Annotated in this window: 12 protein-coding genes, 3 pseudogenes and 1 riboswitch; of the genes and pseudogenes, 4 read left to right on the top strand and 11 right to left on the bottom strand. The window is 63.5% G+C overall.

Translation table 11 applies throughout. The features are described from left to right. Nucleotides 1-454: 454 nt before the first annotated feature. The gene (locus ALC15_RS27260) at nucleotides 455-1,063 is read left to right on the top strand and encodes a hypothetical protein (RefSeq protein WP_050629948.1); all 609 of its coding nucleotides are present in this window, start codon (nucleotides 455-457) and stop codon (nucleotides 1,061-1,063) included. 366 nt (nucleotides 1,064-1,429) lie between these two features. Here ALC15_RS27260 and ALC15_RS27255 read toward each other — a convergent pair. The 8 genes and pseudogenes from ALC15_RS27255 to ALC15_RS27225 all read right to left on the bottom strand — a co-directional run. Next, nucleotides 1,430-1,744 (bottom strand): annotated as a pseudogene (locus ALC15_RS27255) (phosphomethylpyrimidine synthase ThiC); the annotation flags it as partial. Between the two features lie 61 nt (nucleotides 1,745-1,805). Next, entirely contained in the window at nucleotides 1,806-2,201 is a 396-nt protein-coding gene (locus tag ALC15_RS27250; RefSeq protein WP_050629946.1) for a hypothetical protein, read from the bottom strand. A 385-nt stretch (nucleotides 2,202-2,586) separates the two neighbouring features. After that, nucleotides 2,587-4,485: a phosphomethylpyrimidine synthase ThiC gene (thiC, locus tag ALC15_RS27245; RefSeq protein ID WP_050629945.1), complete on the bottom strand. Its 1,899-nt coding sequence runs from the start codon at nucleotides 4,483-4,485 to the stop codon at nucleotides 2,587-2,589. A gap of 194 nt (nucleotides 4,486-4,679) precedes the next feature. Beyond that, nucleotides 4,680-5,287, bottom strand: a pseudogene (gene thiE / locus ALC15_RS42220) (thiamine phosphate synthase). Next, nucleotides 5,274-6,055, bottom strand: a pseudogene (locus ALC15_RS27240) (thiazole synthase). Before ALC15_RS27240 ends, thiE begins: the two co-directional pseudogenes overlap by 14 nt. Nucleotides 6,056-6,231: 176 nt before the next feature. Next, nucleotides 6,232-6,429 (bottom strand): sulfur carrier protein ThiS, encoded by a 198-nt coding sequence (gene thiS, locus ALC15_RS27235; protein WP_050629944.1) that lies wholly within the window; start codon nucleotides 6,427-6,429, stop codon nucleotides 6,232-6,234. After that, nucleotides 6,420-7,433, bottom strand: a complete 1,014-nt coding sequence (locus ALC15_RS27230; RefSeq protein ID WP_050629943.1) for an FAD-dependent oxidoreductase — start codon at nucleotides 7,431-7,433, stop codon at nucleotides 6,420-6,422. The genes thiS and ALC15_RS27230 overlap by 10 nt, the downstream gene beginning before the upstream one ends. Beyond that, a riboswitch (TPP riboswitch) is annotated at nucleotides 7,421-7,563 on the bottom strand. It overlaps the preceding gene by 13 nt. 177 nt (nucleotides 7,564-7,740) lie before the next feature. Beyond that, the gene (locus ALC15_RS27225; protein WP_050629942.1) at nucleotides 7,741-8,268 is read right to left on the bottom strand and encodes a lytic transglycosylase domain-containing protein; all 528 of its coding nucleotides are present in this window, start codon (nucleotides 8,266-8,268) and stop codon (nucleotides 7,741-7,743) included. Nucleotides 8,269-8,642: 374 nt separating this feature from the next. Here ALC15_RS27225 and ALC15_RS27220 point away from each other — a divergent pair, with 374 nt between their 5' ends. Beyond that, the gene (locus ALC15_RS27220; RefSeq protein ID WP_050629941.1) at nucleotides 8,643-8,837 is read left to right on the top strand and encodes a hypothetical protein; all 195 of its coding nucleotides are present in this window, start codon (nucleotides 8,643-8,645) and stop codon (nucleotides 8,835-8,837) included. A 48-nt stretch (nucleotides 8,838-8,885) separates the two neighbouring features. Here ALC15_RS27220 and ALC15_RS27215 read toward each other — a convergent pair whose 3' ends face one another. Both ALC15_RS27215 and ALC15_RS27210 read right to left on the bottom strand, forming a co-directional pair. Then, complete coding sequence (locus tag ALC15_RS27215) at nucleotides 8,886-10,244, bottom strand: ATP-binding protein (RefSeq protein WP_050629940.1); 1,359 nt, start codon at nucleotides 10,242-10,244, stop codon at nucleotides 8,886-8,888. A 2-nt stretch (nucleotides 10,245-10,246) separates the two neighbouring features. Continuing rightward, on the bottom strand, nucleotides 10,247-11,026 hold the full coding sequence (locus tag ALC15_RS27210) for a response regulator (protein ID WP_050629939.1): 780 nt from the start codon (nucleotides 11,024-11,026) through the stop codon (nucleotides 10,247-10,249). Between the two features lie 244 nt (nucleotides 11,027-11,270). On the opposite strand from ALC15_RS27210, the gene ALC15_RS27205 reads away from it, so the two are divergent. Next, nucleotides 11,271-11,648, top strand: a complete 378-nt coding sequence (locus tag ALC15_RS27205; protein ID WP_050629938.1) for a PRC-barrel domain-containing protein — start codon at nucleotides 11,271-11,273, stop codon at nucleotides 11,646-11,648. Nucleotides 11,649-12,011: 363 nt separating this feature from the next. Next, a complete protein-coding gene (locus tag ALC15_RS27200; protein ID WP_050629937.1) occupies nucleotides 12,012-12,539 on the top strand; it encodes a PRC-barrel domain-containing protein in 528 nt (175 codons plus the stop codon). A gap of 85 nt (nucleotides 12,540-12,624) precedes the next feature. Here ALC15_RS27200 and ALC15_RS27195 read toward each other — a convergent pair whose 3' ends face one another. Further along, nucleotides 12,625-13,977 (bottom strand): glycerophosphodiester phosphodiesterase family protein, encoded by a 1,353-nt coding sequence (locus ALC15_RS27195; RefSeq protein ID WP_094194136.1) that lies wholly within the window; start codon nucleotides 13,975-13,977, stop codon nucleotides 12,625-12,627. Nucleotides 13,978-14,353: the final 376 nt, after the last annotated feature.

The following is a 14,353-nucleotide window of genomic DNA, read 5'->3' as shown; positions in this document are numbered from 1 at the left end:
CGGCGACGAGTGGAAGTGGAAACTGCTCGAGCTCGCGTGATATTTTCTCCGCCACTTCGGTAGATATGTCGATTCCTTGGTGAATGTTCATAGGAATTGAAACCCCGCGTAGATATAGAGTTCTTATCATCTCTAACGCATGGGCCCACGGTGAACCTGCTAAGCAAGACTTAACAACCGCTTCTAACGCGAATTGGAGTTCTGGCACTTCTGCCGACGGGTCAGAGGCAATTATAGCTCCAAGTGTCGGTTGCAGTTTCAGGGGGAGTCGCTGTCCGACAAAGCTGCACACACGAGAACTTAGGGATTCGAATTGAGACAAGTCGGAACTCGTGACTGAGGATGTGTCCTCGGTTTTCCGGGCAAATCCGGCGAGGATGTAGAATTCGCGACTCAGAATTACCCAATGCTCAGCGGGTAAGCTCACAAGCAATTGGTCTAGAAGCGCACGGCGATGTACGACGCTTATATGGATATGTTTTTTAGCCGGGAATCCGAGAAGAGTGACGTTGTTAGAGACAACCGAGACATTTTGATAGACATCCATCGTTTCCTAGCCTGGAAACTCCAAACTGCGGCAGAAGCTGGTGGTGACGGTAGCATCGAATATGGTGATCTCCGAGCCACACTGTTCTCCTATCTCGATAAGGAAGGAGAAGACACGACAATCGTCGACGCTCTCTTCAACGGAATAATCGAACGAGTGGGAGCATTGGTTTCGCGCGTGCAAGACACGTACGAATTTGAAGTCCAGCCTCTTCGAGAGTACTTCGTCGCCCGATTCTTGTACGAAACATCTCCTTATCCGTCAGGCGAAGGCGAAGCGACTGGCGACAAGTTTGATCGCTTCAAAGCCCTGATCAGAAATCCCTACTGGCTGAATGTTACTCGATTTTTCGGAGGCTGCTTCAACAAGGGCGAGATCCTTACCTTGGTCTTCTCGGATTTTACGACCTGCTGGATTAAGTCTCGTTCGCTGCGGGAATCTGTCGGATTTTTGATGTACTTTACTTGGAACACTACGAGTTCGCTCTCGCTCGCGGAGGCCTTGGCGAGAAGGTGACGGACGAGCAGGAAACCATCACGGCCGCCGTCAGGCTGGCCAACTGGTAGGCACTGAACATTAGGGAACGCTGCGACGAGCAGAGATTGGCAAAATTCCTGAAATCGCTCATCGCCCAGGGCTTCATAATGATACATTTAAATCTTTCAAAGATACCGTTCGGGAAATTGGCAACCATTAGTTGATCATTCCGGCCTCTAATCTGCAAATAGTCGTCGGCCGATCTGCGTGTATCTCCGACTAAAGTTGATAGGGGGCTTGCAGGCATATGCTACAGTTCAAACAAAAAACCGGGCTTTCGCCCGGCCTCTATACTTGGATACCCCGTGGGCGAGCCCGGGCCTAATGAGCAGTGAGGGCGCCCCCTCACAACACCCGATTGCTCTCCTTCACCTTCTCCGCGTCGAGATATAGGTTCTCGCCCATCTCCTTGAACTTGGCACTCATCGTCGCCATGCCGTCCTCGATGGTACCTGACATAGACGCGCCGACGCCGGTCGGGTCGTTGAGCGTCGCGGCGTAGTCGTGGACGTCCTGGGTGATCTTGATCGAGCAGAATTTCGGGCCGCACATCGAGCAGAAGTGCGCGACCTTGTGGGCTTCCTTCGGCAGGGTCTCGTCGTGGAAGTTCTTCGCGGTGTCGGGATCGACGCCGAGATTGAACTGGTCCTGCCCGCGGAAGTCGAGGAGGCATCGGTGGGTTACGCCCTCGGCTAACCCGACCTAGCCGTCGCCACCGACCTCACATCGAGCAGCGAACATACGGCGTCTCCACCGACACCGGTTCTTTGGAGCTGAGCGTGATCGTGTTCTCGCCAGAGAGTTTCACGTCGAATGTGACATCTGAAATCGCGATGCCGTCCGAGCACGCTGCGATCAGCCGGACATTCTGCCCGTCATCGTGCAACGATTTGATCGTGCATTTTTGAAATGTGCCGGTGATTTGCTTTCCCTGCACGATCAAGCCGCCGGCGTGGAGATCAGCATCCCGCTTGAAGGCGAGCTTGTTGTTCTCCTTGGTGAAGATCTGATTGCAGGCAGAGGCGTCCATCGTCCAGGCTCCGTCCAGACTTCCAGCCTGTGTCGATGCCGATTGCGTAACGAGAAGTACGAATAGCACCGCATTGAAGGTTTTCATGAAACTCTCCAGTTGAAGGCAATGGGCTGCGCTGCAATCTCTGCCGCCTGACGTGGAATTGTCGCTACATCGTCTATTTGGAGGGAGCGGAATGACACCCCGACGCGGGCCCTCGCTGTTGGGCATCATAGAAAGCGACGAGATCGCGGATCTTTCGTTGATCCAAATCAATGGTTCGGCGGGACAGCGGGTGTCTGTGCCGCAGCGTTAGGCCTCGGGCTCGGGCCGGCTGCCGTCGTGATCGAGCCTGTACGATCCGCACATAGGCAGTGAGCTCGTGGGTGCGCGCCTCTAAAAGAAAAAGACCGGGCGATCGCCCGGTCTCTTCGTTCTTGATGGATGCCCGGGTCAAGCCCGGGCATGACGAGCGGTGAGGGCGATGTCCTCACAACACCCGATTGCTCTGCTTCACCTTGTCCGCGTCGAGATACAGGTTCTCGCCCATCTCCTTGAACTTGGCGCTCATCGTCGCCATGCCGTCCTCGATGGTGCCTGACATCGATGCGCCAACGCCCGAGGGGTCGTTGAGCGTCGCGGCGTAGTCGCGGACGTCCTGGGTGATCTTCATCGAGCAGAACTTCGGGCCGCACATCGAGCAGAAATGCGCGACCTTATGGGCTTCCTTCGGCAGGGTCTCGTCATGGAAGTTCTTCGCGGTCTCGGGGTCGAGGCCGAGATTGAACTGGTCCTGCCAGCGGAAGTCGAACCGGGCGCGGCTGAGCGCGTCGTCGCGGAGCTGCGCCGCGGGATGGCCCTTGGCGAGGTCGGCGGCGTGAGCCGCGATCTTGTAGGTGATGACGCCGACCTTGACGTCGTTGCGGTCGGGCAGGCCGAGATGCTCCTTCGGCGTGACGTAACACAACATCGCGCAGCCGAACCAGCCGATCATCGCCGCGCCAATGCCCGAGGTGATGTGGTCATAACCCGGCGCGATGTCGGTCGTCAGCGGGCCGAGGGTATAGAACGGCGCCTCGCCGCATTCCTTGAGCTGCTTGTCCATGTTGATCTTGATCTTGTGCATCGGCACGTGGCCGGGGCCCTCGATCATGACCTGGCAGCCCTTGTCCCACGCGATTTTCGTCAGCTCGCCGAGCGTCTCCAGCTCCGCGAATTGCGCGCGGTCGTTGGCGTCCGCGATCGAACCCGGGCGCAGGCCGTCGCCGAGCGAGAACGAGACGTCATACTTGCGCATGAGGTCGCAGATCTCGTCGAAATGGGTGTAGAGGAAGCTCTCCTTGTGATGCGCGAGGCACCACTTCGCCATGATCGAGCCGCCGCGCGACACGATGCCGGTGACGCGGTTGGCGGTGAGGTGGATGTAAGGCAGCCGCACGCCGGCATGGATCGTGAAATAGTCGACGCCCTGTTCGCACTGCTCGATCAGGGTGTCCTTGTAGAGCTCCCAGGTCAGCTTGACGGGATCGCCGTCGCACTTCTCCAGCGCCTGGTAGATCGGCACGGTGCCGATCGGCACCGGCGAGTTGCGCAGGATCCATTCACGGGTGGTGTGGATGTTGCGGCCCGTCGAGAGGTCCATCACGGTGTCGGCGCCCCAGCGGATCGCCCACACCATCTTGTCGACCTCTTCCTCAACCGACGAAGTCACCGCCGAGTTGCCGATATTGGCGTTGATCTTGGTCAGGAAGTTGCGGCCGATGATCATCGGCTCGAGTTCGGCATGGTTGATGTTGGAGGGGATGATGGCGCGGCCGCGCGCGATCTCGTCGCGGACGAATTCGGGGGTGATGAAGGCAGGCACCGAGGCGCCGAAGCTCTCGCCGTCGGCAAGCGCGGCCTCGGCGCGCTCGAGCTGCTGCTTGCGGCCGAGATTCTCGCGCTCGGCGACGTAGATCATCTCCTTGGTGATGATGCCGGCGCGGGCGAATTCGAGCTGGGTGATCTTGTGGCCGTCGAGGCCGCGCAGCGGCTTGTGGTGCGCGGTGAACGCCTTGGCGGCGTGGGATGCGCCGACATTGCCGTTGTCCTCCGGCTTGATGGTGCGGCCCTCATATTCCTCGACACCGCCGCGCTCCTTGACCCAGGCGAGCCGATTGCGCGGCAGGCCGGAGTTGACGTCGATCGTGACGGCCGGATCGGTGTAGGGACCCGAGGTGTCATAGACCGGCAGGTTCGGCTCGCCGGCGCCTTCCGACAGGATGATCTCGCGCAGCGGCACGCGGACATCGGGCGCGCTCGCCGGCGTCGCGAAGATCTTGCGCGAGGCGGGCAGCGAACCGGTGGTGACGGCGGGACGAGTGGTGTCGGGGTTGGAGCGGATGTTCATGAGGGATCCTCCGTTTTAATTCGTGTGCGTAAGGGCTGTTGTTCTCGTCATCCTGAGGTGCTCGCGAAGCGAGCCTCGAAGGATGGACGAGCCGGGCCGTCGCCCTTCGAGGGCCGCTGAAGAAGCGGCCACCTCCAGCGACAAAGGCGAAGCCTTTGCGCGGGGGTGACGGTATGAGCGGGGTGTCGTGTGCATCATGCGGCCTCCGCAGGGATGCCGAGCCACTGCCGCACCCGCGCGTCGGGGTCGGCGTTCTGGGTGACGTCGGAGAGACGGCGATTGAATCGGCGCCGGCGGCGAAGATCTCGGCGGCGTGCTCGAATTTGATGCCGCCGATCGCGACAAGCGGGATATTGCCGATCCGCTTCTTCCACTCCGTGATCTTCGGAATGCCCTGCGGCTCGAACCGCATCGACTTCAGCGTGGTGAAGAAGATCGGGCCGAGCGCGACATAGTCCGGCCTGGCGGCGAGCGCGGTGGCGAGTTCGGCGTCGTCATGGGTGGAGACGCCGAGCGTCAGCCGCGCTTTACGGATTTCGCCGAGGTCGGCGTCGGCGAGGTCTTCCTGGCCGAGATGCAGATGCTCGGCGCCGGCGACGATCGCCGCGCGCCAATAGTCGTTGACCACGAGCTTTGTGGGCGTGCCCTTCGTGACGGCCAGTGCGTCGCTGACGATCTGCAGTGCCTCGGCATCGTCGAGCTCCTTGGCGCGGAGCTGGATGGTGCCGACGCCGAGTTTTGTCAGTCGCTCGACCCACTTGACGCTGTCGACGACGGGATAGAACGGATCAGGATACGGCATGCCAGAACGGGGTCCCAACGACAGGGGTGGAGGGGGAGGCGAAGTCGCGGGCTTCCAACAGCCCGGCTTCATAGGCGGTGCGGCCGCCTCGACGCCGAGGCGGAAAGCATTGGCCATCGCAACCGGGTCGGCGGCCTTTGCGACGGCGGTGTTGAGCAGCACGGCGTCATAGCCGAGCTCGAGCGCCTGCGCCGCATGCGACGGCGCGCCAAGGCCGGCGTCGACCACCAGCGTGATGTCGGGCAGGCGGTCGCGCAGCAGTTTCAGTGCGTCGCGGTTGGTGATGCCCTTGGCGCTGCCGATCGGCGCGGCCCACGGCATCACCACCTTGCAGCCGGCCTCGACCAGCCGCGAGGCGACCGAGAAATCCTCGGTGCAATAGGGGAAAACCTCAAAACCGTCCTTGATCAGGATGGTGGCGGCCTCGACCAGGCCGACCACGTCGGGCTGCAGCGTGTCGTTGTCGGCGATCACCTCGAGCTTGATCCAGGGCGTGCCGAACAATTCGCGCGCGAGCTTCGCTGTTGTGACCGCCTCGCGCACGCTGCGGCAGCCCGCGGTGTTCGGCAGCACCGTGACGCCGAGCTCGCGGATCAGCGACCAGAACGCATCGCCGGTCTTGCCGCCCGCCGCCTCGCGCCGCAGCGACACCGTGACGATGCTGGCGCCGGAAGCGCGGATCGCGTTCTGCATGATCGCAGGCGAGGCGTACAGCGCGGTGCCGATCAGCAGGCGGGAGGGGAAGGATTTGCCGTAGAAGGTGACCATGGTCCGTAGTGTCTCCTCAAACCGTGCCGTCGTCCCGGCGCAGGCCGGGACCCATAACCACGACGGGCAATTGCCGGAGGGAACGTCGCCCCGCGTGCCTCACTGAAGGGCCGCGGAGTATGGGTCCCTGCTTTCGCAGGGAGGACGTGAGGAGAGAGTGTGCGAACAAACTCACATCACCCTCCCTGCCGCGGCGTGATGATCTCGATCTCGTCGCCGGCTTTCAGTGCGGTCTCGGCCCAGCGGCCCTTTGGCACCACGTCGTAATTCACTGCGATCGCGAAATGCGTGCCCTCGTAGTCGAGCTCAGCCAGCAGCGCATCGACGCTCGCTGCGTTGATCTCGCGCTGCTCACCGTTGACGATCACGCGCATTGCATCACCTCATTGTCGATTTCGCCGCGCTGGAGATAGGCGAGCGTCAGCTCGGCCAGCGCGGGCGCCAGCAGGAAGCCGTGACGGTAGAGTCCGTTCACCGTGATGCGTTCCTGCTCGATCCTGATTTTCGGCAGGTTGTCGGGAAAGGCCGGACGCAATCCGGCGCCGAATTCGACGATGCGCGCCTCGCCGAACGCCGGATGCACGACGTAAGCCGCCCCCAGCAGCTCCAGCGCCGAGCGCACGCTGACGCCATTGTCCTCGGCCTCGATCGTGGTCGCGCCGAGCATGAAGCGGCCGTCGCCGCGCGGGATCACGTAAAGCGGCCAGCGCGGATGGATCAGCCGCACCGGACGCGACAGCTCGACCTCGGCGGTTTCGATGATGATCATCTCGCCCTTGACGCCGCGCAGGCTCGGCTCGCGGTCGCACGCGGCGAGCCCGCGGCAATCGATCACGAGGCCGTCGAGATCATGAGCCTCGGCATCGCTACCGAACTTGATGGCGCCGCCGGCCTTGGCGATCGCGGCATGCAGCCGCGGCAGCACGCGGCGCGGCTCGACATGACCCTCGTCGGGATAGAACAGCCCCTCGCGGAAGCGGCCCTCGAGCGACGGTTCCAGTTCGCGAACGCCCTCGGCATCGAGCCTGCGGTGATTGGTGGTGAGGCGGGCAAAGCGCTCGAAGTCGGCGCGGTCGCGCGGATGCGCCACCACCAGCGAGCCGTTGAACGGGGTTTCCGGAAAATGCTGTCGCCACAGATCGAGCGAGCGGATGCCGAGGCGGGTGATGACCGGCTCGGCGGCCTCCTCCTCGCACCAGGGCGCCAGCATTCCGCCGGCCCAGTGGCTTGTGGATTCCGTCATCCCAGCGTCACTGCGCTCATGCAGGGTGACGGCACGTCCGGCCTCTGCGAGCAATAGCGCATGCCAGGCGCCGGCTATGCCTGCGCCGATGATGGTGACGGGGGAATCCCCCCGCGGTCGTAACGTCTGATACATCCCTGTCCCTTCGCCGGCATGACCCGGATCAGGTTCAAAGGGTCACCGCGGTCCCGGACTGTTCGCCTACTGGCGAGGCCCAAGCTTGCGGTATCTCAGCTCCTCCTTCGGAGCACCCCTCGGAACGCCCCTAATGTAGGCGGATGGGCTTCTGTGTCAACGTGTATGCCAGCGGCAGGCGTGCCGTGGCGCCGCAGCGCCTCACAGGAGGTTGCAGCCGCAGGGTCGCGTGATTTGCGGTGAGAGGGCGCCTCGGGGATGGCCAGAACTGCGCCAGCGCGTCAGCGCTCGGCGCACGCGATCGGCTTTATTTCTCGGCCTGTTCCGGCTTCGGCTCGGCAGGGTCGGCCGCGATCTGGTCCGACTTGGCGAGCTCCTTGGGCGGTGCACCTGCGCCGCCATGCTTGGCTTCCTTGAGGTGACCGCCGCGCTGCCGCTTTGCGACGTAGTAATACCCGCCCGCGAAATAACGCACGGCTCGGTCGTGGTCGCCATTGGCGGCGCGATAGGCGCCGGCGAGATATTTGACGCCATATTTGAGGTTGGTGCCGGGGTCGCGCAGACCCTCGGCGGTACCGGTGTAGCCGAGGCCGCGCGCGGTGCCGAGCTTGATCTGCATCAGCCCGATGGTGCCGCCGCGCCCGATCAGCTGCGGATGGTATTTGCTCTCGCGCACGATGACGCGATGCACCAGCTCCTCCGGCACCAGATTGGCCTGGGCCTCGGCCGCCACCATCGCCTCATATTGCGCGCGCGATTGTGCATGCGCACCGGCGCAGGACGCGAGCACCGCAATCGCGGCGGCAAGGCAGCTAAGGGTCTGAAGTGTCTTCATCTCGGATCGCCCGGGTGATCAAACGCGCGTCGGTTCTGCGGTCTCATTGGTACGGCGAGCGGGCAGGAATGTGGCAAAACCTTCGCATCAGCGAACGTTCTGCGTCCGTGATTGTCCGGACCTGCGGTGAGTGGCACGACGCGATTGCGAGATGCTTCAAATTGTCTGCTTCAATTGTTTCAGCTGAAAATTGTCCGAGCAGAGAACTTGACCGCAAAACTTCTCTGCCGATTTTGCCGCACGCTATCCACAGCGGTTTGTCGTGCAAACGACTCAACAAGGGTCTACACTGATCGAACGACAGAGCGCGCGTGTTGGGTCAGCGCGTCTGTCCGTTCCAAAGCACGCAAGAAACAACATTCGGGAGATGCGCCATGGTCCGTCAGGACACCGGCTACATGCCTCGCGAAAACCCCTGCGCGCAATGCGGCAAGCCGATTGCCCGCCCCGATTGGGTGGAGCACAGCGAGGGGCGCACGTCGTTCCTGTGGAATTGCCGCGCCTGCGATTACCGCTTCGAGGCTGTCGCGATCTACGATACCGCGCAGCTCAGGCCGCTCGCCGCCTGACGCCCTAGTTATCGGTCAGCTTCGTCGTCGCCGATCAGGTCAGCCTCATTAGGCCGCGGATTTGCGCGCCACCTGCTGCGGCTGCTGCCGCGCCGGCAGTTCGATCCGGACCACGAGCCCGTGCGGCTTGCGATCGTGCAGCGACAGCGTGCCGCCGTGCGCGAGCACGATGGCGTTGGCGATCGACAGGCCAAGGCCGAAGCCTTCGGCCTCATCCATGTTGCGTGCCTGGTCGCCGCGCACGAACGGCTCCAGCACGCTCGCCTTGTGCGCGTCCGAAATGCCGGGGCCGTCATCCTCGATGTCGATGACGAGACGATCCGGCCTGACGTCGAGGCGGACGGCGACTTCGCCGCCGAAGCGTACGGCATTGTCGACCAGATTGGTGATGCTGCGATGCAGGTCGGCGGGCCGCGCGGTCGCCATCGCGTGCTGCGGACCTTCGTAGCTGACCTTGTGGCCCATGTCGGCGAACTGGTCGGTGACGAGGTGCAGCGTGCTCGCGATGTCGACCAGCGTCATCTCCTCGAGCTTGCGGTCGTTGCGCAGGAACGACAGCACCGATTCCAGCATCGAGCGCATCTGGTCGAGGTCGCGCAGCATGCGGTGGCGGTGGGTCTCGTCCTCAATGAACTCGGCGCGCAGCCGCATCCGTGTGATCGGCGTGCGCAGGTCGTGGCTGATGGCGGCCAGCATCTTGGTGCGGTCGTCGATCAGTGCAGTGATGCGCTCGCGCATCCGGTTCAGCGCCTTGGCCAGCGAGCGGATCTCCTCGGGGCCGCGCTCGGGCAGCGGCGCGGCGGCACCGTTCAGGCTGAAGGTCTCGGCGGCCTTGACGAACGACGACAGCGGCGCGGTCAGTGCCCATGCCGCCCACAGGCCGAGCAGGGTGACGCTGATGACGGCGAACAGCACCGTCATCATCCAGGGCCCGCCCCAGAACGGCCGCAGGTGCTGGTCCGGCATCAGGTTCGCGCCGAACATGCTGCCGTCAGGCAGGCGGATCGCGACGCGGCGGATCTCGCCGTCACGCGACGTGCTGCCCGCCTCGCGAGGCAGGGAGTAGACATGATAGCCGGCGCCCAGCCGGCGCAGCGCGTGCAGGTTCGGCGGGTCGGTCTCGGTGAGCCCGCTGGTATCGGCCGGCAGGTCGCTGACCGCAAGCTGCGGGAAGGCTCTGATGATATCGGCCTGGAGACGCGGCCGCTCCGATGCCGGGGCGTGCCCGAGCAATTGCGCGGCGGCGGCGAGCTGGGTGTGCCAGCGATCGGACGGCTCCGGCCTGTCAGGGCGATGGATCAGGAAGGTGGCGGTGATGATCAGGTGCAGCGCGACGATCGAGACGACGACCAGCGCCGCCATCTGGGCGCCGATCCCCCGCAGACTCAGCACACGCAGCAGCTTCATGGTCAGTTGCTCGTGGCGGCAACCGCCTCCACCCTCGGAGTGAACACATAGCCGCCGGAACGCACCGTCTTGATCATGGTGGCTTCCTGCGGATCGGGCTCGATCTTGCGCCTGATGCGGCTGACCAGCACGTCGATCGAACGCTCGAACGAGCCGGCGCTGCGGCCCTGCGTCAGGTCGAGCAGGCTGTCGCGCGACAGCACGCGGCCGGGCCGTTCGCAGAAGGTGCGCAGCAGGTCGAACTCGGCGCTGGTCATCGCGACGCGCGCGCCTTCGGGATTGCGCAGCTCGCGCAGGCGGATGTCGATGCGCCAGCCGAGGAAGCTCAGCGTGGTCGCGCCCTCGATCGCGCTGGCGTTGCGTGCGGCGGCCTGCCGGCGCAGCACCGCGTTGATCCGCGCCAGCAGCTCGCGCGGGTTGAACGGCTTGGCCAGGTAGTCGTCGGCGCCCATCTCGAGGCCGAGGATGCGGTCGACGTCCTCGCCGCGCGCGGTCAGCATGATGATCGGCGTCTGCGACTCCGCCCGCACCTTGCGGCACAGGCTGAGGCCGTCCTCGCCGGGCAGCATGACGTCGAGCACCAGCAGATCCACCCGGTGATCGGTCATGGCCTTGGCCATTTCGCGGCCGTCGGAGGCGGTCGTGACATGGCAGGAATTAGTGCGGAGATATTTTGCGATGAGGGATCGCGTTTCGCGGTCGTCCTCGACGACGAGGATATTGGGCGCAGCTGGGTCATACCGACTCTTTTGTCCGTGATTCGGGGGAAGCGGCTCAGGAATTTTGTTTCAGTGTATGTCTGAAATCTTGCCCGGCAGAACGGGTTAACAGGTCGGCGGAGCGGTGAAAAGTTATCGTTCTGTCATCAAGCCTAATCCGTTGAAATGCGGGTCGAACTCTCCAAGGTCCGAGCTCCGCTCCGGGCCGCCGTGGCGGGCCGAGAAGGGAAGGGCGGCTGTCATATCCGGGGCCGGAACCCGTTCCCCCGGCGACGCGTTGTTTCTCTTTCCGGACAGGGAGGGTGAGATGTCTGTCGATGTCAGGACAAGGCCGCATCAGCTCATTGCAAGCGATCGCGTCGAGGGGACGGCGGTGCGCCGGGCCAATGGCGACATGATCGGGCACATCGAGCGGCTGATGATCGACAAGGTCTCGGGCAAGGTGTCGTACGCGGTGCTGAGCTTTGGTGGCTTCCTCGGGATCGGAACCAATTTGATTCCGCTGCCGTGGGGCCGGCTGCACTACAACCCGAAGTTCGAAGCCTACGAGCTCGACATCGAGGATGACGAGCTGAAGCGCGCGCCGTCGTTCCGCGCCGACAAGGATTTCGATTGGGGCGACCGCTCGCAGGAAGTCGAGCTGCATCGCTTCTACGGCGTGCCGCCTTATTGGGGCGGCTTCTGAGCGCGCTGTCAGGCGTGCGCATGATCGACGCATGTCGATCGATGATGCGGCTGCTGCGGGGGCGCGTGTCCGCTTGTGCAGCGCGGTTCGCCGAGACGACTTGGTGAGCCGAACATCGTCACATCGGGGACTGCGCGTCCGGCGCAGTCGTGAGGCTCAACCGCAGCCCACTTGAAAGATCACGATCGCTCTCGTCAAGGCGTGCGACGTTCCATCCGCGGAAGGTCGACAGCACCGGCTTGCCGCGCTGTTTCCATGGCGTTCCTGCACATGGGGGCGGCCTTTGAGCGCAGGTCCGATAGGAACGGTAGCCCGCATCCCGGGTTCTCCCAGCATCGATTTTGCGAACTGAGGAGAGCGCATATGTTGATCAAATCCATCGTTGCCGGCGTGGCCGGCTCGGCCCTGCTTGCGACCGTCGCGGTCGCACAGACTCCCGCCGACAAGGCCGACAACAAGATGGCACCTCCGGCGTCGACGACGGCCACCTCGCCAACCTCCTATACGGGGGACTGGCGCGCGTCGAAAGTCGTGGGCCTGAGCGTGTACAACGACAAGAACGAGAGCGTCGGCTCGATCAATGATCTGCTGATGGACAAGGGCGGCGCCATCAAGGCTGTCGTCATCGGCGTCGGCGGCTTCCTTGGCGTCGGCGAACACCTGGTCGCCGTGCCGCTCGACAAGGTGAAGTTCGTCAATGAGCCGGTCGCCAATACGAGCGCCTCGAACACCGGCGCCGGCGCCAGCAGCACCAGCAAGACGACGACCACGGGCGCGGCGCCCGCGGCGACGGCGTCAAAGCCGAATCCCTGGTATCCGGACCACGCCGTGTTCAACGCGACCAAGGATGAGCTGAAGGCGATGCCTGAGTTCAAGTACACGACCCAGTAAGGCGCATCGCGTCGCGCAAAAGACAAGCGCGCCCGGTGATGCCGGGCGCGTTTTGCTATGCCGAGCGCAACTTGCGTCGCCAGCCTCACCAGCCGAGTTCGCGCAAGTAAGCGGCGCGGGCGGCAACGCCGGTGTGGGTGAAATCCGTAAACACCCCGTCCACGCCGAGACGGAAGAACCTGAGATATTCCTGGGCCGGGTCGCCGCGATAGTCGGCCGCCAGATATTTCTTCTCGTTGCGGAACGTGAAGACGTGCACGAACAGGCCGAGCTTGTGCGCGTCGGCGATCACGCTGGTCGCGTCCTGTGTCGTGGCCTCCGCGGTCGATCCCTTGTAGGGCTTGCCGTCGGCGCCAGCGTCCCTCCACGGCGAGATCTTGTAGGGCACGATATAGGCCTTCCACGGACCGATGCCGTCGGCATAGGTCTTGATCTCCGCGAGGCCTTCCGGGGTCAGCATCGCATCGAAAGTGCGGCCGTCGCCTGCGACCGTCCAGTCGTAGGGACGGGAATTGGCGATGTTGTTGAGCAGCACCTTGCCGGTCTTGAAGTCGACGCCGTTGCCGTCGAGGAGCTGGACCTGCCGCGTTTCCAGTCCATGGCTGCGCATGTATTTCAGGCTACCGGGCTCGAAGCTCTGCACGATGATCGGCGCGTCCTTCGAGTTGAGGCCGTTCTCCTTGATGATCTTGATCAGGGCATCCTCGAGCGGATGGCTGCCGGGCGCGCCGCAGCCGTTGGCGACCGCCTGGGCGTTGTTCCAGGTCGGATTCTTGGTTTCCGGATAGACCGAGATCGTGCGCCCGGTCGCCTTGCTCTTGGCCTTGGCGATGTCGATGATGTCCTGGAAGCTGATGATCGGGAATTTGCCGTTGAACAGTTTCGGCCGTTCGTTGGCCGCATCATAGGTGGTGCCGGCGATCCACTGCCTCAGCTCGGCCATGGTGAAATCGGTGATCGACCAATCGTTGGTGTGGTCGTCGCCGTCGACGATCAGCGCCTTCAGCACCGATTTGGGATCGGCCGGATCAATCAGATCGGTGAGGTATTCGGCTGGCCCGCTGCTGGGGGTTTGCGCCCACTTCACCTTGACGCGCACGCCCGGCGCCGTGCGCTTACGGGCCGCAACTTGCACGTTGGTCTTCGCCACTTCAGCGACGTTGGTGTTGTCGCCGAGCCAAGGATTATGCCGCGCCACGAGCACGCAATCCTTGGTCAGATGCAGGTCCTCCTCGAGCGAGTCGGTGCCGAGGTCGGCGGCCAGCTCATAGGATGCCTCGGTCTCCTCGGGCACGAGGCCCGGCACGCCGCGATGTCCGATCACCAGCGGCAACTTGCCGTCGACGGTCACGAAGGGCTTTGCGCCTGATGGTGCCGGGGCGGTCTGCGCCGATGCCATCGACGGCAGCAGCACCGCCAAGGCCGCGCCGAGCAGCATCGCTCCAATGTCTTGTTTCCGTCCTGAACGCATCTGCTTCACGGGCCCGCTCCATCTCTTTCCGGCATCGGCCGATGCCAAAGTGCCGAGCCGACGCGGCCGACGCAGGCGTCTTCTTGTCTCAGTCTCCTGACAGTCCGATGACTGCCACGGTCGCGCACGCGTGGTTCACTCGCGCGTTTGTCGCCGGTCGGTCCTTCGCAGTCCACCGGAAGAATTTCCGAAAGCGCCGGCCGCGCGAACAGAGCGGCCTTGCCGGCCGCGCATGGCCCGCGGTTCACACGGATATTTGAAGGCCCGCGCCCGAATAAATCGTATCCGATTAAATCGGGATACTTGAATGCAGGCCGCGCCGTGCCTTTATCAAGCGCGAACG

It is taken from the genome of Bradyrhizobium viridifuturi (assembly GCF_001238275.1).
In the GTDB taxonomy this organism is placed as follows: domain Bacteria; phylum Pseudomonadota; class Alphaproteobacteria; order Rhizobiales; family Xanthobacteraceae; genus Bradyrhizobium; species Bradyrhizobium viridifuturi.
This window is presented reverse-complemented; position numbering and strand designations above follow the sequence as displayed.